This window comes from Nocardia sp. AB354 (genome assembly GCF_049538315.1).
GTDB lineage: Bacteria > Actinomycetota > Actinomycetes > Mycobacteriales > Mycobacteriaceae > Nocardia > Nocardia nova.
This window is the reverse complement of record NZ_JBMVFU010000020.1, coordinates 74,304-92,918: the sequence shown is the minus strand read 5'-3', so window position 1 is coordinate 92,918 and position 18,615 is coordinate 74,304. Positions and strand designations below refer to the sequence as shown.

Sequence of the window (18,615 nt, the reverse complement as noted above, 5' to 3'; positions counted from 1 at the left end):
GGGTACCTGCGGTGAAGGTCGGCGTGATGGCCGGATACTGGGGAGCGCAACCGCCCCGGCGGATGGAACAGACCATCGCCGAGGCCGAGGCACTCGGTGTCGACAGCTTCTGGACCGCGGAGTCCTACGGCTCGGATGCGCTCACCCCGCTGGCCTGGTGGGGCGCCAAGACCGGCCGGATCGCCCTGGGAACATCGGTATGCCAGATCTCGGCGCGCACCCCGACAGCGTTGGCGATGGCCGCGCAGACCATCGACCATCTCAGCGGCGGACGGCTGATCCTCGGTATCGGCGCCTCCGGTCCGCAGGTGGTCGAAGGATGGTACGGCCGTCCCTACCCCCGGCCGCTGGAACGGACTCGCGAATACATCGCGATCATGCGGGCGGTGTGGGAGCGGACGGAGCCGGTAACCTTCGCGGGCAAGCACTATCAACTGCCGTACCACGGCGGCACCGGGCTGGGTAAGCCGCTGAAGTCCATCGTGCATCCGCTGCGCCGCGACATTCCCGTCTATCTCGGCGCGGAGGGGCCGAAGAATGTCGCGCTGGCCGCCGAGATCGCAGACGGCTGGACACCGCTGTGGTTCTCCCCGAAGTCCGACGAGTTCTATCGCACCGCCCTCGCCGAGGGGTTCGCACGCGAGGGTGCCCGCCGCGCGGCCGGGGACTTCGAGATCGCCAACGTGTGCTGGCTGTCGGAGGGCGACGACGTGGATCGCGCGGCGGCCCGGCTCAAACCGGTGGTCGCGCTCTACGCGGGCGGGATGGGCGCGCAGAGCGCGAACTTCCACAACGACGTATTCGCCCGCATGGGCTGGGGTGAGGTCTGCGCCGAAATTCAGCGTCTCTATCTCGGCGGCCGGGCCGATCTGGCCGCACAGGCGGTGCCGACGGCGATGGTGGAAGACGTGGCCCTCGTCGGACCGGTCGACAAGATCTGTGAGGACATCGTGAATCGTTGGAAGCCAACCTGTTTGACCACCATCATCCTGGGCGGGTGGCCGAAACCCGAATCCCGGGAGCGAATCCTCGAGGCGGTGCGCTCATGAACGTGGACCCACGCACTCCGGTCCTGGTCGGTGGCGGTCAGATCAACGAACGCGAGGGCGGATGTGAACCCGTCGACCTGATCGTCTACGCCGCCTCGCGCGCCGCGACCGAGGCCGGCACCGCGCGCCTGCTGGAACTTGTCGACTCCGTGCGGATCGTCGGCATGCTGTCGTGGCGCTACCGTGATCCCGGCGCGCTGGTCGGCGAACGAATCGGCGCCACACCGCGCCACACCGGCTACACCGGTAGCGGTGGCAGCACGCCACAGGTACTGGTCAACCAGGCCGCGCAGGATATCGCCGCCGGCCGCTGCGATGTGGTCCTGGTCGGCGGCGCGGAATCCTGGCGCACTCGAATGAAGCTGCGCGCGCAGGGAATTCGGCCGGACTGGACCGTGCAGGACGACACGGTGGCCGCGGCGCCGATGCTGGTGCCCGAGGTGCCGATGCGTTCGGATGCCGAGAAGCGGGCCGGACTCGACCGCCCCGCCTACATCTACCCGCTGTTCGAGCAGGCGTTGCGATTATCCGCCGGGCGCTCGGTGGGGGAGCACCGTGCGGCGATCGGTGCGCTGTGGTCGCGTTTCAGCGAGGTCGCCGCGAACAATCCGCATGCCTGGACCCCACGCGTGCATACCGCCGCGGAGATCGTCACGCCCAGCGCCGCCAACCGGTGGATCGCCTCGCCGTATACGAAGCTGATGAACTCCAACAACATGGTCGAGCAGGGTGCGGCACTGCTGCTGTGTTCGGTGGAAGTGGCTGCCCGACTGGGGATTCCGCGAGAGAACTGGATCTTCCCACACGCCGGAACTGAGGCGCACGACACCTACGACATCGCCGAACGCGGCGCCCTGGACCGCTCGCCGGCGATCCGGCACGCGGGGGCGCGCGTGCTGGAGCTGGCCGGAATCGGCGTGGACGATCTCGCTCACATCGACGTGTATTCGTGCTTTCCCTCCGCTGTGCAGGTGGCGGCGCGTGAACTCGGTCTGCCGGCCGACGATGCTGCCCGGCCGCTGACCGTCACCGGAGGACTGACGTTCGCGGGCGGGCCGTGGAACAACTACAGCACCCATGCCATCGCCACGCTCGCGACCCGGTTGCGTCGTGCACCGGGCAGCTTCGGATTGCTCACGGCGAACGGCGGTTACCTGACCAAACACGCATTCGGCGTCTACAGCAGCGAGCCGCCGCGCGCGGGGTTCCGGCGAGTCGATGTGCAGGAGCGTGTCGACCGTGAGCCGACGGTACGGGCGCACCCGGGCTATGCCGGGCCTGCCGCGGTCGAGGCGTGGACCGTCGTTTACGACCGCGCCGGCAATCCCGAGGCCGGATTCGTCGCGGCGCGGACTCCCGACGGTGGGCGCACGCTGGCCTCCACCCGCCGGCCGGCGGATGTCGAGCATCTCGTGAGTGCCGAAGTGGCCGGGGCGGTCGTAGAGATCGGTGCCGACGGCGACCTTCGATTCGACGGCGACTGAAACCTCGGCGACCGGGGACGGATCCGTTCCGGCGGGGGTCGCGCATTGACCGCATAAACCTAAAGCCTTAAGGTAAAAGTCATCGTGACGCCTCGCGTCGCATCAGGGGAGCTAGGAGATTTCCAATGCCTGATCAGGACTTTCGTGAACTGTACGAACGTCATGTCGGTGCCGTAGCCCAGGGTGATTTCAAGGCCGCCCTGGCCGATATGGTGCAAGAGAATCTGCCCGCGGTGTTCGACGGTGTCACCGTCCCGCGCGGAGAGGTACACCGATTCCGGATCCGCGATGTACGCGCCGATGGCGACAAGCAGATCGGGGAAACCGTCTACGACACCCCGGAGGGCACCATCGGCTTGCGTTCGATCTGGGAACTGCACGACGGTGCCTGGAAAGCCGCGGCATTGGAGAACTTCCCTGTGGCCGGAGAATCGGCATGAGCGAGACACCGGAGCTGGAACTGCCGTGGGGCCCCGCCGACGACGGACTGGATCGGCCCTACTGGGACGGTCTTATCGCCGGCGAGCTGCGATTGCAGCATTGCCGGCACTGTGGCGAATGGATCTGGGGCCCGCAATGGATCTGCGCCTCCTGCCACAGTTTCGATCCGGACTGGGAGCAGGTCGAGCCGGTCGGCACCGTCTACAGCTGGGCTCGCAGCCACTACCCCTTCATCACCGAACTGGCCGACCGGGTGCCGTACGTGACGGTCCTGGTGGAACTGCCCGGCGCCGGAAACCGAAGGGTCCTGGGACTTCTCGTCGACGAGGAGACCGACACCGTGCGCATCGGCGACCCGGTGGTCGGCCGGATCGAACTCGATCCGGGGGCGAAATGGCCCCTGCTGCGGTGGCGCCGAGCCGACCTGGAAGGAGCGCGAGCATGAGCGCGAGAATGCTGCGCGGCGCCGCCGCGGTGGTCGGTGCGGCGGAGTTGCACTACAAGCGCGGTGAGGCTCCGCACGGTGAGTTGCGGATGACCCTGGAAGCCATCGTCGCGGCCTGCGCCGATGCCGGTGTCTCGCCGCATGAGCTCGACGGATTCGTCTCCTACGCCGGCGGCGGGCACGACGGCGCTACGCTCGGCGGCGCGCTCGGGGTCCGCGACGTGCGGTGGTCGAACATGATGTGGGGCGGTGGCGGCGGTACGGTCGCCGCGGCGATCAACAACGCCGCGGTCGCGATCGCCACCGGCCAGGCCGAGACAGTGGTCGTCTACCGCTCGATGGCGCAGGAGGACACGGGCCGCCTGGGCTACGCGAAGTACTTCTACGGACCGCATTACCTCGCCCACGGTGTCGGTTCGCCGGCTCAGGTCTGTGCCCTGCGCACCCAGCGATTGCTCGAACACGACGGCGTGCCACGCGAGGCGATGCGCGCGCTGGTGCTGGCGGCCTATCGGCACGCGCAGAACAATCCCACCGCGGCCGGGTACGGCAAACCACTGGACGAGGCGACCTACGAATCCTCCCGCCTGATCACCGAGCCGTTCCATCTGTTCGACTGCTCACGCGAGAGCGACGGAGCGGTCGCCCTGGTGCTGGTATCCGGCGAACGCGCTCGCTCGATGCGGCCTGATGCCGCCTATGTGCTGGCGGGGGCGCAGGGCGCGCCCGGCGGCTACTCGGCGATCATCGACAACGACGACCTCTACACCAGTGCGGGTTTCGCAGGCCGTCCCGGACGGCCCGGCGTTGCCGACCGGCTGTGGGCGGCCGCCGGTGTGACCCACGACGACGTCGACGTGGTGCAGGTCTACGAGAATTTCAGCGGCCCCGCGGTCGCCGCGCTGATCGATCACGGGTTCGCGCCCGCCGGTCCGGCAGCGGGGGAGATCCTCACCGTCGACAACCTGACCGCCGGGATCGGGAAGCTTCCGGTCAACACCAGCGGCGGCAATATCGCCGACTCCTTCGTCAACGGCATGGGCCTGGCGGTGGAGGCGGTACGTCAGATCCGCGGCACCTCCACCAATCCGGTACCGGGCGCGCGGATTTCGCTGTTCATCGGCGGCCCGATGGCGCCGCTGGTCAGCTCGACGCTGTTCGGGCACGAAGACACCCTCTGACCTATCCGAGGACGGACTATGGACACCAACCAGGATCGAACCAGCCTGTTCGTCGACGGGCAGTGGGCGGCACCGGCGACTGGCGCGACGGTCGAGGTGATCGAGGCCGCGACCGAGAAGGTGCTCGCAACGGCCGCGCTCGCGGCACCGGCCGATATCGACGCGGCCGTAGCCGCGGCCCGCCGGGCACTGGACTCCTGGCGTTCCCTCGACCACGCCGCGCGGGCCGACCATCTCGATCGTTTCGCGGCGGCGCTGAAAGCGCGGGCCAAGCAGACCGCTGTGCTGGCCAGCCGGGAGAACGGCATGCCGATCGCGACGTCGATCAACGTCAACGGCTATGCCCCGGCGCTGATGGTCGAGTACTACGCCCGCCTGATTCGCGATGCGGAACGAGACGAGGTGCGCCCCAGCGCGTTCGGGGGCAGCACGGTGGTACGGCGCGAGCCGGTCGGGGTGGTCGCGGCCATCACGCCGTGGAACTACCCGCAGTCGCTGGCGGCGATGAAATTGGCGCCCGCGCTCGCCGCGGGATGCACCGTTGTCCTCAAGCCCGCACCCGAAACCGCCTTGGACGCTTACGTATTCGCCGAGACCGCCGAGGAGGCGGGCTTGCCCGCCGGTGTGGTGAACATCGTGCCCGCGGGGCGGGAGGCGGGGGCGTACCTGGTCGAACATCCGGGCGTGGACAAGGTCGCCTTCACCGGCTCCACACCGGCAGGCCGGGCCATCGGCGAGGTGTGCGGGCGATTGCTGCGTCCGGTGACACTCGAACTCGGCGGAAAATCGGCGGCGATCGTGACCGACGACGCCGACCTGACGGAATTCGCGGCGAAACTGCTCGAGGTCTCGCTGGTGAACAACGGCCAGACCTGCCACGCCAGTACCCGCATTCTGGCCCCGCGTTCGCGCTACACCGACGTGGTCGAGGCGGTCACCGAAACCGTCCGTGCGCTGCGCATCGGTGACCCGCTGGACAAGACTACCCAGATCGGGCCGCTGGTCAGTGCCGCACAACGCGACCGGGTGCTCGGTTATATCGAGTCCGGGCGCGCGGACGGCTACCGGATCACCACCGGCGGCGGCACTCCGGACGATCAGCCGGTGGGCTGGTTTGTGGAACCGACGGTGTTCGACGGCGTCGACAACAACGCGCGCATCGCGCAGGAGGAGATCTTCGGTCCCGTCCTGACCATCACGCCGTTCGACACCGAGCAGAACGCGATCGCCCTCGCCAACGACTCCGCCTACGGCCTCGGCGGCACGGTGTGGACCACCGACGAGGAACGCGGTCTGGCGATCGCCGACCGGATCGAGAGCGGAACATTCGGCGTCAATCACTATCTGCTGGACCTGGCAGCCCCGTTCGGTGGGGTGAAATCCTCCGGTCTGGGGCGGGAGCTGGGGCCGGAGGGGCTCGCGCCGTATCTGCGCACGAAATCGGTGTACTTCGGCGGTCCGGCGTCGACCACAGGAGGCCGGCGATGACTCTGCCGCTGGCCGGAATTCGCGTTCTCGACCTCACCGACGGGCTCGGGGAATCATGCGGCCGCTACCTGGCCGACCTGGGTGCGGAGGTGATCCGCGTCGAACCTGCGGGCGGAGCGCGCTCGCGTTCGGAGGGGCCCACAGTCGCGGGTACGAGTATCGCGTTCGCATTGCGCAACGCCAACAAACTCGGCATCACGATCGACTTTGCCACGCCCGCGGGCATCGATCGCTTCCGGGAGCTGGCCCGCGATGCCGATATCGTCGTCGAATCGACGCCGCCGGGGTTCCTGGCCGAGAGGGGGATCGACGCGGCCGATATGCGTTCTGTCGCACCGGGTCTGGTATGGATGTCGATCAGCCCGTTCGGCCGGACCGGCCCCTACTCGGGGTGGTCGGCCACCGAAGAGGTCCTGTACGCGATGTCCGGTGTGCTGTCGCGTTCCGGTGCCCCCGGCGCCGAACCGCTGCTGCCACCCGCGGGCCTGGTGGAGGAGACCGTGGGTGCCCACGCGGTGTGGGCGACCCTGTTGGCCTACCGGCTCCGACTGGAGACCGGTCGCGGTGAGACCGTCGATCTCTCGGCGTTCGAAGCGGTTGTGCACGGCTTCGATCCCGGCTTCGGCACTCAGGGTTCCGCGGCGGCCGGGCGCTCGGAGGACTTCCCGCGCGGCCGCCCGAACGCCGCCGACTTCTATCCCGTCTTCGCCTGCAAGGACGGACACGTCCGGATCTGTCTGCTGGCCAAGCGCCAGTGGCGGGCAATGTTCGAATGGCTGGGGGCACCAGCGGAATTCGCTGACCCGAAATATGACACCATTCCCGCCCGCTTCGCTGCGGCGGGCACGTTGCACCCGTTGATCGGTGCCCTGTTCGCTACCTGCACGCAGGCGGAACTGGTGGCTGAGGGCGCTCGCCGGGGCGTGCCCGTCGGTGGCGTGCACACCCTGGCCGAGGTGTTGGCCACCCCGCATTTCCAGGAATCCGGCGCATTGATCGAGACGGAGATTGTGCCGGGGGTGCGAGCGAAGGCGCCCTCGGGTTATGTCACCATCGACGGGCACCGGGCCGGAATCCGCGTGCGAGCGCCGCGACCCGGCGAACACGACGACCTCGTGCGGCCACGTGGTGGGACCACGGTGGTGGGCACCGTCGATCCGTCGGGCGCCCCACTCGCCGGACTCCGGGTCCTCGACCTCGGCGTGATCGTATTCGGTGCGGAGCTCAGCAGGCAGTTCGCCGACTACGGCGCCGACGTGATCAAAATCGAGAACGCGAACTTTCCGGACGGTCTGCGCCAATCGAAACGCGGTGCGGCCCTTGCGGCTTCGGTCGCATGGGGACATCGCAACAAGCGCAGCCTCGGCCTCGACCTGCGCAACCCGCAGGGTGTGGAACTGTTTCGCCGGCTGGTGTCCGATGCGGATGTGGTCCTTGCCAACTTCAAACCCGGCACACTCGCGGCCATGGGCCTGTCCTATGACAGTCTCGCCGACATCAACCCCGGCATCGTCGTGTCGGAATCCAGCGCATTCGGCGCGACCGGACCGTGGCGCACCCGGCTGGGTTACGGCCCGCTGGTTCGCGCGTCGTGCGGAGTGTCGGCACTGTGGCGTTATCCCGGCAACGAAGAACTGCTCTGCGACGGGCAGACCGTCTACCCCGACCATATCGCCGCGCACATCACCGCCAGTGCGGTGCTGGCGGCGCTGATCGCCCGCGCGAGGACCGGCCGGGGCGCCGATATCCGAGTGGCGCAGGCGGATACCGCGCTCGTCCAGTTGGGGACCCAGCTCGTGGAGGAGAGCCTGCGTCCGGGATCGGTGACCGCGCCCGGCAATGCGGATCCGCACCGGGCGCCCGGCGGCGTGTACGCATGCGCGGGGGACGACGAATGGTGTGCGGTCACTGTTCGCGACGACGAGGACTGGCGGCGGTTGTGTGAGGTCCTCGGGCGCCGCGATCTGGAACACGACGAGCGGTTCGCCACTGCCGCGCAGCGGGTTCGCGCTCGCGAATCGTGCGACGCGCTCCTGGCCGAGTGGCTCGGCGAGCGCGATCCGCACGAGGCGGCAGCGACCCTGCAGGCGGCGGGGATACCGGCCGGGCCGATGCTGCGCTTACCGCAATTGCTCACCGATCCCCAGCTCACGGCCCGCGCGACCTACACGCTTGTCGAGCACGAGTTGCTCGCTGCGGGCCTGCCCGCGACCGCTCGTGCGGCTGATTTCGGCGAGATCGCCGATCCGCCGATGCGGCCCGCCCCGCTGCCGGGGCAACAGACTCGCGAGATCTGCTCGGAGTTGCTCGGGCTGGGGCCGGCCGAGATCGACGAGCTGGTGAGTGAGGGAGTGCTGCAATTGCCGTCCGGAGACCTGGAGACGGCACCGGTACGAGGCTGAATAAAACTATCTGGGATAGATTTACTTCGGGCTGAAATGCTCGCGAATGCGCTGACGGATTACCGAACTGTCGGCGCATTCGTGCTGTTCACAGCCTTGTGGCAGCGGCGGTAGACGTGCTGGCGATATATATGACAAAAAACGTCCGTTGTTGACTATCAACTCATTCGGCGCTACTGTCATGTGACGCCATTCACAGGCTCTCCACTCGGTAGACGAGCCGCAGCCAGAGCGATTCGGTACGCGAGGGCGCATCCCGGCGCCCGCAGGCGTCCCCGCCGACATCAATCGGCGGTCGGAAAATGCAGTGAGAGAAGGAATTCCATGAGACGTCTCGAAGGCAAGGTCGCTTTCATCACCGGTGTCGCGCGCGGGCAGGGCCGCTCGCACGCGGTGCGGCTGGCGCAGGAGGGCGCCGCGATCGTCGGCATGGACATCTGCGCGCAGATCGACTCGGTGTTCTATCCGATGGCCACCGAGGAGGACCTCGCGGAGACGACTCGTCTGGTGAAAGAGACCGGCGGGCACATCGTCACCTCGATCGGCGACGTCCGCAACCGCGAGGACGTCCAGCGTGCTTACGACGCCGGCGTCGAACAGTTCGGATTCGTCGACGTCGTCGTCGCGAACGCGGGCATCATGCCGGTGATCGACCAGGGCATCGAACCACAGGCGTGGCACGACGCCGTCGACACCATGCTCACCGGGGTGTGGCACACCCTCGAGGTGGCCGTCGCGCCGATGATCGAGCGCGGCGAGGGCGGCTCGATCACGATCACCAGCTCCGCGGCCGGGCTGACCAGCATAGGACTCAACACCTTTCCGGGACAGGCCGGTTACTCGGCCGCCAAGCACGGCGTCGTCGGGCTGATGCGGCTGTACTCCAAGCAGCTGGCCAAGCACTCCATCCGGGTGAACACGATTCACCCGACCGGCGTGAACACGCCGATGGTGGCCAATGCCGAGTACGGCGCCTTCGTGAATGCCCATCCCGAGGTCATGAACGACGAGGCCTACAAGAACCCGATGCCGGTCGAGCTGATCGAGGCCGTCGACGTCAGCAACGCGCTGGTATTCCTCGCCTCCGACGAGGCCCGATACATCACCGGCGTCACCTTGCCCGTCGATGCCGGCTACAACAACCGCTGAGAAAGGAACGTCGATGACCACCACCGACACCGCCGTCGCCGCGCCGACGGTCGCCGACCGGGAACGGGTCTTCATCGGAGGGCGCTGGGTCGACTCGTCCGGTGCCGAATGGATCGATCTGATCGACCCGTGGAGTGAGCAACGCGCCGCTCGGATTCGCAGCGCCACCGCCGACGATGTCGCGCGTGCGGTCGAAACGGCCCGGCGCAGTTTCGATTCCGGCGTCTGGTCGGCGAAGACCATGGCCGAGCGGGCCGACGTGATCGACGAGATCGGTACCCGTCTCGAACAACGGATCGAGGAATTGACCACCATCGGGGTGCTCGAGGTCGGGGTCCCGGTGAGCGTCAGCGGGCCGACCCAGCAGATGAGCGCGGGACTGTTCCACGCGGTGGCCGCCGAGGCGCGCCGGTTCGACCAACGCGAGGACCGGGTGCGCGCCGACGGCGGCGTATCCCGAATTCTGCGCGAGCCCACCGGTGTGGTCGCCGCGATCATCCCGTGGAACGGGCCCATCGGCACCATCGCCTTCAAGGTTGCCCCGGCCCTTGCCGCCGGATGTTCGGTGGTCCTCAAGGCCGCCCCCGACGCACCGTTGTCGCCGTCGGTTTTCGCGGACGTGATCGCCGAACTGGTCGACGAGGGCTTGTTGCCTGCAGGCGTGGTCAGCGTGCTCGTGGCGGATCGTGAGGTCTCCGAGAAACTGGTCACCGACCCCCGCGTCGACCACATCACCTTTACCGGTTCCACGGCGGCCGGTCGCCGGATCGCGGCGCTGGCGGGCGACCGGATCGCCCGGGTCTCACTGGAATTGGGCGGCAAATCCGCCGCGATCGTGCTCGACGACGCGGACCTGAATCACGTGCTGCAGTCTTTGCCGATGGGCGGATGTATGCAGTCGGGGCAGGCATGTATCGCGCTGACCCGCGTGCTGGTGTCCCGGCAGCGTCACGATGAGGTGGTCGCGGCGCTGGCTGCGGCATATGGGGCACTGCCTATGGGAAATCCGTGGGAGCCGCAGAACTTCCTCGGTCCGCTCGCCGGCGCGCGCCACCGCGACCGGGTACAGGGCTACATCGATTCCGCGGTCGCCGACGGCGCCCACATCGTGGTCGGAGGAGGCGCACCCGAGGGCGTCACCCAGGGATACTTCGTCGCCCCGACGCTGCTCGACGGGGTGCGCAACGATATGCGCATCGCCCAGGAGGAGGTGTTCGGCCCGGTGATCTCGGTGATCACCTACGAAGACGAGGACGACGCGGTCGCGATCGCCAACGACTCGATCTACGGCCTGTCGGGCGCTGTCTACACCGAGGACATGGACCGCGGTTACGCACTCGCGCAACGGATTCGGACCGGAACGGTCAGTGTGAACGGTTCGGTCATCGACTTCACGCTGCCCTTCGGTGGATACAAGCAGTCGGGAATGGGCCGCGAAGGCGGCGTCGAGGGACTCGAGGAATTCTTCGAGACCAAGACCGTGCACATGCCGGCCCCGCAGCAATAGCTCGAATACGCTTCGGCCACAGCGCAATACGGAGCCCGGTCGGTCTACCGACCGGGCTCCGGTGAGCGGGTGGGTGGCCCTAAGCAGACACCGAGGAGGTTTCCGAGTCCTGGGTCACCGCGGTGTTCTCGTTGCGCATCACGCCGTAGAGGAAACTGCGCACCATCTCCTCGTACAGGCCCTTGGAGGTCAGCGTGTTCTGCGCCAGCGCCCGCGCCAGCACCGGCTGCGATTCGGGGTCCACGTGGGGGAAGATGGTGGTGCGCGTACTGGCGCCGCGCACCGCGTCGGTGAGGGCCGCCCCCAGTGCCAGTCGTTCCATCCCGTCGAGGATCTGCACGTGCAGGTGCGTCGGAACACCGGAGGCCTCGAGGAATCGAGCCGTCTCCTCGTAGGTGCCGATGAGCAGATCGCGTGGCAGGTACTGCAGCAGAATCGGCGCGGCATTGGGGTGACGCAGAATCGACCGGCGGAAGTTCAGCGCGAGCTGGACGAAGAATTCCGGCCAATCCGGCCCGGGTTTGCGACGCGGAATCGAGCCCGCACCGGCGATGTGGCGCGCGACCGCCGACAGGATCGCCGATCGGTCGGCGAAATGGTGGTACAGCGAGGGCGCGCTCACGCCGATGTATTTGGCGAGCTTTGGCAGGCTGAACGCATCGAGACCCTCCGAATCGATGATCTCGATGGACGCCGCGATCACGGCGGAGCGGCTGATCAACGGTTGCGACGGTCGGGGCATCTGCGGCTTTCCACTCGGGGGCGCACCAGGTCAGTTACCTAGCGCCTTTAAATTTGATGGTAGCCGGTGCCCGAGCGGGGCCGGGGGTGCGCCACCGCGTCGGCGAGAAATTCGAGCAGACCGCCGGTCAGGACGTCGTTGTCGTCCCCGCCGACCATATGGCCGGCGCCGGCCACGTCGATGTGGCGCGCGCCGGGAATCAACGCCAGCAGATCGCGGACGCCGTCGTCGCCGACCACATCGGACCGATCGCCGCGAAGCAGCAACGTGGGCACCGAGATACGGCGCGCTGCCGCCCGGGCGCGCTGCTCGCGCACGCCGGCGCGGTCGGGGCCGTTGTCGCGATCACTGAGGATGCGCGGATCCCAGTGCCAGTACCAGCGGTTGTCACGCAGCCGCAAATTCTTGCGCAGACCGTCCGGGCGAGGCGGCCGGCGCCGGTGTGGGTTGTAGGCGGCGACCGCGTCCGCGGCCGCGTCGAGTGAGTCGAATCCGGCCAGCCCGTCGCGCATGAAGGCGGTGATCCGGTCGACACCGGCCGGTTCGGACTTCGGCGTGATATCGACCAGCACCAAGGCGCGGGCCAACCGGGGATGCTCGCCTTGCGCCACGAGCGCGGCCAGCCCGCCCATCGACGCGCCGACCAGCACGACCGGCCCGGCGAGTGCGCCCGCCACCGCGACCACGTCCCGTGCATGCGCGGTGATCGCGTAATCGCCGTCGGCCGCCCAGTCGCTGTCGCCGTGTCCCCGGGCGTCGACTGCCACTGCATGCCAGCCGTTTTCGGCCAGCCTGGCCCCGGTGCGCTGCCACGAATGCCTGGTCTGCCCGCCGCCGTGCAGCAGAACCACGGTGCCCGGCGCGTCGCCGTCGGCGCGCCAGTGGTCGGCGACGAGGGTGACGCCGTCGCCGGGCAGTCGGACGACGGTGGCGGAAGCTGTCATAGGTGTCGGGCTCCTCGGTCGCGATGCGCGAATGGTTCAGTGTCCGGATGTTCCGCCGTCGACGGCGAGCGTCGACCCCGTGATGTAGCCCGACGCGGGGCCGGCCAGGAAGACAACGGCCGCGTCGATCTCGCGTTGGGTGGCCGTGCGCCCGAGCGAGCAGTCCCGCAGAAATTCCGACAGCGTGTCGTCGGCCATCTCGCCGATCATGTCGGTGTCGACGAAACCGGGGGCTATGGCGTTGACGCGGATGCCTTTGCGTCCCGACCACTGGTGGGACAGATCGCGGGTGAGTCCTATCACCCCGGCTTTGCTGGAGGCGTAGGCGGCCTGCGGCAGCACCGATTTGATCAGGCCGAGCATGCTCGCGACGTTCACGATGCTCGATCCGGGGAGCATGACCCGGGCGCAGGAGCGAGCGGCCCAGTACGCGCCGAACAGGTTGACCTCCACGACCCTTCGGTAATCGTCGGGATCTTCGCGGGTCGCCGGTGCGGCATGGGTGACCCCGGCATTGTTGACCAAGATGTCCACCCGGCCGAATGCGTCGATCGCAGCCCGGGCCAAGGCGTCGCACTGGTCGGGGTCGGTCACGTCGGTCGGCACCACCAGGCACCGCCTGCCCAGTGCCGCAACACTTTCCGCGACGTTCTCGAGCTTGTCACGCCTCCTGGCGGCGACGACGACATCCGCACCCGCCTCGGCCAGCGCACGCGCGAAACCCGCTCCGAGTCCGGTGCCGGCCCCGGTGACCACCGCGACGCGGTCGGTGAGCCGGAAGAGGTCGAGAACCGATCCGCCGCGATGGTCTGCCGTGTCCATGTGCTGCTCTCCCGTCGGGTTCTCGCTGTCCTATCGCCTATAGGTTTTATACGGGTATCTGGCGAGAAGCAAGTGGCCATCTAGCTGGGTATTGCGTACTGTAAAACTAATAGCTTAAGATTTAGCGAATGGCTGTAGTGAACGGATCGGTTCGATGAGCGAAGATCGGGCGCCCCGCGGGATGCGGGTGATCGGCAAGGAAGTGGCGGCCGTCGGGGTCGTCACGGTGACGCTGGCCGACCCGGACGGTGGCCCGGTGCCCACGTGGGAACCCGGTGCCCATATCGACCTCGTCCTCGGCGACATGACCCGGCAGTATTCGTTGTGCGGTGATCCGTCCGATCGGGGATCGTTGATGGTCGCCGTCCTGCTGGAGCCGGACGGTCGCGGCGGCTCGGCCTATGTGCACGACAAGCTCGAGGTCGGCGACCTGATCACGATCGCGGGTCCGCGCAACGCTTTCCGGCTGTCCGCGGCCGAGTCCTACCTGTTCATCGCCGGCGGTATCGGCATCACACCGTTGCTGCCGATGCTGCGCTCGATCGACGCCCGCGGGCTGCCGTGGCGGCTGCTGTACGGCGGCCGCACACGCACGAGTATGGCCTTCGCCGACGACCTGGCCGCAGCGCATCCGGATCGGGTCGACGTGCGCCCGCAAGACGAATCCGGCCTGCTCGACCTCGAGGCCGCGCTCGACGGCCTGGGCGCGGGCGCGGCGGTGTACTGCTGCGGGCCGGAGCCGCTGCTGCGGGCGGTGGAAACCGCCTGTGCCGCACGAGATCACCTCACCTTGCATGTGGAACGGTTCGCGCCGAAGGCGGCGGATCCGAATGCGGTGTCCGACTCGTTCGAGGTCGAGCTGGCGCGCACCGGCTCGGTGATCACGGTCGGTGCCGATGAATCCGTACTCGACGCGCTCGAACGCTCCGGCGTCGACGCCGAGTTCTCCTGCCGCGAAGGAACCTGCGGGACTTGCGAGGTCGCGGTGCTCGGCGGACGGCCCGACCATCGCGATTCCGTTCTCTCCGAGGACGAGCAAGCCGCCGATGACGCGATGATGATCTGCGTCTCTCGAAGCCGGACACCCAGGCTCATTCTCGATCTCTGAAAACTATTCCGCCACTACCGAATCCCCACGTCAGGAGATGACCGTGCCCCAGCCGGAACCTGCCGCACGCTACGAAGTGAACGGCCACATCGCGGTGGTGACCTTGAATCGCCCCGACGCGCTCAACGCCGTCAACTCGGATCTTTCCGCGGCGGCCGGAGCGGCGCTGGAGAGCGCGGCCGGCGACCCGCAGGTCCGGGTCGTGGTCGTCACCGGCGCCGGCCGGGCGTTCTGTGCCGGAGCCGATCTCAAGGAACTGGCAGCCGGAAACAACGTCTACGACCCGGAACATCGAGAATGGGATTTCGCCGGCATCGTGCGCCACTGGATTCCCAAACCCGTGATCGCCGCGGTCAACGGTTTCGCGCTCGGGGGTGGCACCGAAATCGTATTGTCGGCGGACCTGGCCGTCATCGACGAAACCGCGTCGCTGGGGCTGCCCGAAGTGACTCGCGGACTCATCGCCGCGGCCGGCGGGGTTCTGCGCATGCACCGGCAGGTGCCGCCGAAGGTCGCGGCCGAGATCGCGCTGACCGGCCGGCCGATCTCGGCAGCGCGGGCATTCGAACTGGGCCTCGTCAATGCCGTCGCTCCGGCCGGCGGCGCCCTCGCTGCCGCGCTCGAGCTGGCCGAGGTCGTCGCCGCCAATGCGCCGGTGGCGGTGCAGGAGAGCAAACGCGTCATGCACGAAAGTGCCATGGCGCACAACGGCTGGGCCGAGGGGGATTGGAAACTCAGCCGCGCCGCTACCCGGGTGGTGATGAGCAGCGGCGATGCCAAGGAGGGGCCGCGTGCCTTCGCGGCGAAACGGAAGCCGAACTGGAGCGGGCGGTAGCGGTAGACTGCTCGTGAAACATATGACAAATATCGATTGACGTAATATGTAAACATATGTAGTGTGGGTCACACCACCGGACGAGACGGCGGCGAGCACCCCGCGTCGTATCCGGTGCCCATCGCGAATCATCCAGAATTCCGACGCCGGATCGCCGGCCGTCCCGGCTCGTGAGTCACCCGGAGTAGCGCTCCGGAACCACTGAGCCCGAGGCCATTTCACAACGAGAAGGACCACAATGGCTGCGACAATCGCCTCCGCCCTGTACTGGTGGGCCGACACCACACCGGGCCGGCCCGCCCTGATCGTCGAGGACGAGACGCTCACCTACCGCGAGCTGCAGGACTGGTCGAGCCGGGTGGCGCGCCGCATCACCGAATCGGGAATCCAGCCGGGCGAGCGGGTCGGCGTGCTGGGGCCGAACTCGCTCACCTGGCCGGTACTCGCGCTCGGCGTACTGAAGGCTGGGGCGGTGCTGGTGCCGCTCAACCCGCGGCTCACCGCGGCCGAGTTGCGCAAGGTACTCGACGACTCCGGCGCCGTACTGACGATCGCACCGGTCGAGTTCGCCGAACGGATAGAGCAGACGCGGACGCTGGGCGGTGATTTCCGGTCGCTGTCCTTCGACGACTTCACCGCGCTGCGATCTGGTGAACGCGACGATTTCCGCATCGACGTCGAGCCGGACGAGCCCGTCGCGCTGCTGTTCACCAGCGGTTCCACCGGGCTGTCGAAGGGCGTCATCTGCACCAACCGGACACTGCTGAGCATCGTCTTCGAGGCCACTCTTACCGAGGAAGGCTTCCGGCCCGGGTGCACCTCGCTCCTGTTGCTTCCGCTGGTGTTCACCCCGGGCCTGGTCTGGGGCCTGCTGATGTCTGTGGTCCTGGGCAACACGCTCGTCGTGGAAAAGGAGTTCCGGCCGGGACGCGCGGTCGGGCTCATCGGACGACACCAGGTCAACGCTCTGTTCGGCGTGCCGCTGATCTGGGAATCCATTGCTCGCAGTGCGAAATTCGCCGATACCGACCTGTCGTCGCTGCGCACCGCCATCGTCGGCGGGGCGGCGGTCGCGCCGGCGCTGCTGCAGGCTTGGGCGGACAAGGGCGTGGCCCTGCGGCAGATCTACGGCATGACCGAGGCGGGCGGCGTCGCGACCGCGACCACCCGTGACGAGGCCTTCAGTCACCCCGAAAGCTGTGGGACCGGCTCGATTTTCACCGAGTTGAAGGTGGTTCGTCCAGATGGCACCGAAGCCGAACCGGAGGAGGAGGGCGAGATCGTCGTTCGCGGGCCGGGCGTCACCCCCGGCTATTGGAACGACCCGGAGACCACCGCGCAGGCGCTGCGCGACGGCTGGCTGCACAGCGGCGACCTCGGCGCCCGAGACGAACAAGGTCGGGTGAAATTCGTCGATCGGATGAAGGATCTGATCATCACCGGCGGCATCAATATTTCTCCTGTCGAGATCGAGCGCGTCATCGCGGATCTGGACGGAGTCGAGGAAGTGGCCGTGATCGCCGCGACGGACGAGCGATTCGGCGAGACCCCCGCGGCCATCGTCACCATCAGCGGCGATGTCGACGCCGCCGCCATCGTCGCGCACTGCGACGCCCTGGTGGCCGACTACAAAGTGCCGCGCTACGTGATAATCCGGGATGAGCCTCTGCCGCGCCTGCCCAGCGGCAAACTGTCCAAAACCGCGATCCGCGACGAATACCGCGATGTCGCAGAGCGATTCGAGAAGGTGCGATGAGTGTGAACACCGAAACGGTGACCGTCGACGACAATCCGGTCCTGACCGAGCGGCGCGGCGACATCGCGATCGTGCGCTTGCATCGCCCGGACCGGCTCAACGCGTTCACCGATGCGATGTGCGAGCGCATCATCGCCGCATTCGACGAAACCGACGCCGACGATACGATCCGCGCGGTCGTACTCACCGGCACCGGGCGTGCATTCTGCGCCGGAGCCGACCTGGCCGCCGGAGGTGACACCTTCGTGCTGGGCGACGATCCGGACACCGGGGGCGCGCCCGCCGACCAGGGGGGCCGGGTCACACTGCGAATCTACCGTTCGCTCAAGCCGGTGATCGCCGCGATCAACGGGCCCGCTGCCGGTGTCGGCGTAACCATGACCCTGCCCGCCGACATCAGAATCGCCTCGGACACAGCGAAATTCGGCTTCGTGTTCACCCGCCGCGGGCTGGTTCCCGAAGCATGCTCGACCTGGTTCTTGCCTCGCGTCGTCGGCATCTCCACCGCATTGGAATGGACTTTGAACGGTCGCATGGTGAGTGCGCGACAGGCGCTCGACTCCGGTCTGGTTCGTGAACTGGTGTCTGCCGACCGGGTACTGGACCGTGCGATCGAGCTGGCTCGGGAACTGGTCTCGGGCACCGCCCCGGTCTCGGTCGCGCTGACCCGCCAGCTGATGTGGCGCATGCTCGGTGCCGACAGCCCCGAGACAGCGCACCGGGCCGAATCGACGGCGATCTACCTGCGCGGCGTATCCGATGATGTGCGAGAGGGCGTGGAATCCTTTCTGGCCAAGCGGGTTCCGCAGTTTCCGGATCGGATCTCGGGTGGTTTGCCTGACTTGTTCGACTTTCTGCCCCGCTGACCCGGAGCGAGTTCGGCGAGTCCAGCACCGGAGCCGCGGGTTGATGCCTCACGCGCTCCGTAGACGTGAACGAATGTCCCATCTGCGTCAGTCCGAGGGACTCTGCGACTTCGCGCCTCTCACGTGAGAGGTCGCTGGATCGAAACCAGCTGGGACCACTCTGTTTATGCTGGTCAGCGACGTTCTTTATCAGCGCTGCCTGTCATCGTGCGATATACGTGCAATAGCTGCGCGTTCTCGTCGTGTCGTTCAACGCAGTGGACACATGATCTTGTCGATGTACTAACACGTAGCGGCTCGGGGGCTCGGCATCGGATGGACGATGGAGCATGGCGGAATCCCTTTGCTTCCGGCATCCCCCTTCAGGCGAGCACGTCCACGCGGCTCCCCTGTCAC

The 18,615-nt window shown here is 67.6% G+C and carries 16 protein-coding genes; 13 read left to right on the top strand and 3 right to left on the bottom strand.

Annotated elements, in window-relative coordinates; translation table 11 throughout:
- The first annotated feature begins 11 nt into the window (after positions 1-11).
- From ACPCUW_RS25625 to ACPCUW_RS25585, 9 genes are all read left to right on the top strand, one after another.
- Positions 12-1,049: an LLM class F420-dependent oxidoreductase gene (locus ACPCUW_RS25625; protein ID WP_423427589.1), complete on the top strand. Its 1,038-nt coding sequence runs from the start codon at positions 12-14 to the stop codon at positions 1,047-1,049.
- Positions 1,046-2,533 (top strand): acetyl-CoA acetyltransferase, encoded by a 1,488-nt coding sequence (locus ACPCUW_RS25620; RefSeq protein ID WP_423427587.1) that lies wholly within the window; start codon positions 1,046-1,048, stop codon positions 2,531-2,533. The genes ACPCUW_RS25625 and ACPCUW_RS25620 overlap by 4 nt, the downstream gene beginning before the upstream one ends.
- 125 nt (positions 2,534-2,658) lie before the next feature.
- Positions 2,659-2,973, top strand: a complete 315-nt coding sequence (locus tag ACPCUW_RS25615; RefSeq protein ID WP_423427585.1) for a hypothetical protein — start codon at positions 2,659-2,661, stop codon at positions 2,971-2,973.
- On the top strand, positions 2,970-3,419 hold the full coding sequence (locus tag ACPCUW_RS25610; protein ID WP_423427584.1) for a Zn-ribbon domain-containing OB-fold protein: 450 nt from the start codon (positions 2,970-2,972) through the stop codon (positions 3,417-3,419). Before ACPCUW_RS25615 ends, ACPCUW_RS25610 begins: the two co-directional genes overlap by 4 nt.
- On the top strand, positions 3,416-4,600 hold the full coding sequence (locus ACPCUW_RS25605) for a thiolase C-terminal domain-containing protein (RefSeq protein WP_423427582.1): 1,185 nt from the start codon (positions 3,416-3,418) through the stop codon (positions 4,598-4,600). Before ACPCUW_RS25610 ends, ACPCUW_RS25605 begins: the two co-directional genes overlap by 4 nt.
- 18 nt (positions 4,601-4,618) lie before the next feature.
- Positions 4,619-6,088: an aldehyde dehydrogenase gene (locus tag ACPCUW_RS25600; protein ID WP_423427580.1), complete on the top strand. Its 1,470-nt coding sequence runs from the start codon at positions 4,619-4,621 to the stop codon at positions 6,086-6,088.
- Positions 6,085-8,490, top strand: a complete 2,406-nt coding sequence (locus ACPCUW_RS25595; RefSeq protein WP_423427578.1) for a CaiB/BaiF CoA transferase family protein — start codon at positions 6,085-6,087, stop codon at positions 8,488-8,490. Before ACPCUW_RS25600 ends, ACPCUW_RS25595 begins: the two co-directional genes overlap by 4 nt.
- 324 nt (positions 8,491-8,814) lie before the next feature.
- Positions 8,815-9,639, top strand: coding sequence for a mycofactocin-coupled SDR family oxidoreductase (locus tag ACPCUW_RS25590; protein WP_423427577.1), 825 nt, complete (start codon positions 8,815-8,817; stop codon positions 9,637-9,639).
- 13 nt (positions 9,640-9,652) lie between these two features.
- Entirely contained in the window at positions 9,653-11,146 is a 1,494-nt protein-coding gene (locus ACPCUW_RS25585) for an aldehyde dehydrogenase (protein ID WP_423427576.1), read from the top strand.
- Between the two features lie 79 nt (positions 11,147-11,225).
- Here the strand turns inward: ACPCUW_RS25585 and ACPCUW_RS25580 are convergent, their stop codons facing one another.
- Genes ACPCUW_RS25580 through ACPCUW_RS25570 form a run of 3 tightly spaced genes read right to left on the bottom strand, consistent with a single transcriptional unit; the run spans position 11,226 to position 13,654 of the window.
- Positions 11,226-11,888, bottom strand: coding sequence for a TetR family transcriptional regulator (locus ACPCUW_RS25580; RefSeq protein ID WP_423427575.1), 663 nt, complete (start codon positions 11,886-11,888; stop codon positions 11,226-11,228).
- A 47-nt stretch (positions 11,889-11,935) separates the two neighbouring features.
- The gene (locus ACPCUW_RS25575; protein ID WP_423427574.1) at positions 11,936-12,832 is read right to left on the bottom strand and encodes an alpha/beta fold hydrolase; all 897 of its coding nucleotides are present in this window, start codon (positions 12,830-12,832) and stop codon (positions 11,936-11,938) included.
- A 36-nt stretch (positions 12,833-12,868) separates the two neighbouring features.
- Positions 12,869-13,654 (bottom strand): SDR family NAD(P)-dependent oxidoreductase, encoded by a 786-nt coding sequence (locus tag ACPCUW_RS25570; protein WP_423427573.1) that lies wholly within the window; start codon positions 13,652-13,654, stop codon positions 12,869-12,871.
- 154 nt (positions 13,655-13,808) lie between these two features.
- Between ACPCUW_RS25570 and ACPCUW_RS25565 the strand changes: the two genes are divergently transcribed.
- The 4 genes from ACPCUW_RS25565 (at position 13,809) to ACPCUW_RS25550 (ending at position 18,219) form a co-directional block, all read left to right on the top strand.
- The gene (locus ACPCUW_RS25565) at positions 13,809-14,762 is read left to right on the top strand and encodes a PDR/VanB family oxidoreductase (RefSeq protein ID WP_423427572.1); all 954 of its coding nucleotides are present in this window, start codon (positions 13,809-13,811) and stop codon (positions 14,760-14,762) included.
- Positions 14,763-14,799: 37 nt separating this feature from the next.
- Complete coding sequence (locus ACPCUW_RS25560) at positions 14,800-15,597, top strand: enoyl-CoA hydratase-related protein (protein ID WP_423427570.1); 798 nt, start codon at positions 14,800-14,802, stop codon at positions 15,595-15,597.
- Between the two features lie 238 nt (positions 15,598-15,835).
- Entirely contained in the window at positions 15,836-17,353 is a 1,518-nt protein-coding gene (locus ACPCUW_RS25555; protein ID WP_423427569.1) for a class I adenylate-forming enzyme family protein, read from the top strand.
- Positions 17,350-18,219 carry an enoyl-CoA hydratase-related protein gene (locus ACPCUW_RS25550; protein ID WP_423427568.1) on the top strand — a complete coding sequence of 290 codons (870 nt, stop codon included), beginning with the start codon at positions 17,350-17,352 and terminating at the stop codon, positions 18,217-18,219. The genes ACPCUW_RS25555 and ACPCUW_RS25550 overlap by 4 nt, the downstream gene beginning before the upstream one ends.
- Positions 18,220-18,615: the final 396 nt, after the last annotated feature.

Excerpts from the sequence above, each read along its gene's own strand:
- ACPCUW_RS25620 (WP_423427587.1), top strand. The coding sequence starts at position 1,046 with ATGAACGTGGACCCACGCACTCCGGTCCTGGTCGGTGGCGGTCAGATC.
- ACPCUW_RS25615 (WP_423427585.1), top strand. The coding sequence starts at position 2,659 with ATGCCTGATCAGGACTTTCGTGAACTGTACGAACGTCATGTCGGTGCC.
- ACPCUW_RS25610 (WP_423427584.1), top strand. The coding sequence starts at position 2,970 with ATGAGCGAGACACCGGAGCTGGAACTGCCGTGGGGCCCCGCCGACGAC.
- ACPCUW_RS25605 (WP_423427582.1), top strand. The coding sequence starts at position 3,416 with ATGAGCGCGAGAATGCTGCGCGGCGCCGCCGCGGTGGTCGGTGCGGCG.
- ACPCUW_RS25600 (WP_423427580.1), top strand. The coding sequence starts at position 4,619 with ATGGACACCAACCAGGATCGAACCAGCCTGTTCGTCGACGGGCAGTGG.
- ACPCUW_RS25595 (WP_423427578.1), top strand. The coding sequence starts at position 6,085 with ATGACTCTGCCGCTGGCCGGAATTCGCGTTCTCGACCTCACCGACGGG.
- ACPCUW_RS25590 (WP_423427577.1), top strand. The coding sequence starts at position 8,815 with ATGAGACGTCTCGAAGGCAAGGTCGCTTTCATCACCGGTGTCGCGCGC.
- ACPCUW_RS25585 (WP_423427576.1), top strand. The coding sequence starts at position 9,653 with ATGACCACCACCGACACCGCCGTCGCCGCGCCGACGGTCGCCGACCGG.
- ACPCUW_RS25580 (WP_423427575.1), bottom strand. The coding sequence starts at position 11,888 with ATGCCCCGACCGTCGCAACCGTTGATCAGCCGCTCCGCCGTGATCGCG.
- ACPCUW_RS25575 (WP_423427574.1), bottom strand. The coding sequence starts at position 12,832 with ATGACAGCTTCCGCCACCGTCGTCCGACTGCCCGGCGACGGCGTCACC.
- ACPCUW_RS25570 (WP_423427573.1), bottom strand. The coding sequence starts at position 13,654 with ATGGACACGGCAGACCATCGCGGCGGATCGGTTCTCGACCTCTTCCGG.
- ACPCUW_RS25565 (WP_423427572.1), top strand. The coding sequence starts at position 13,809 with ATGAGCGAAGATCGGGCGCCCCGCGGGATGCGGGTGATCGGCAAGGAA.
- ACPCUW_RS25560 (WP_423427570.1), top strand. The coding sequence starts at position 14,800 with ATGACCGTGCCCCAGCCGGAACCTGCCGCACGCTACGAAGTGAACGGC.
- ACPCUW_RS25555 (WP_423427569.1), top strand. The coding sequence starts at position 15,836 with ATGGCTGCGACAATCGCCTCCGCCCTGTACTGGTGGGCCGACACCACA.
- ACPCUW_RS25550 (WP_423427568.1), top strand. The coding sequence starts at position 17,350 with ATGAGTGTGAACACCGAAACGGTGACCGTCGACGACAATCCGGTCCTG.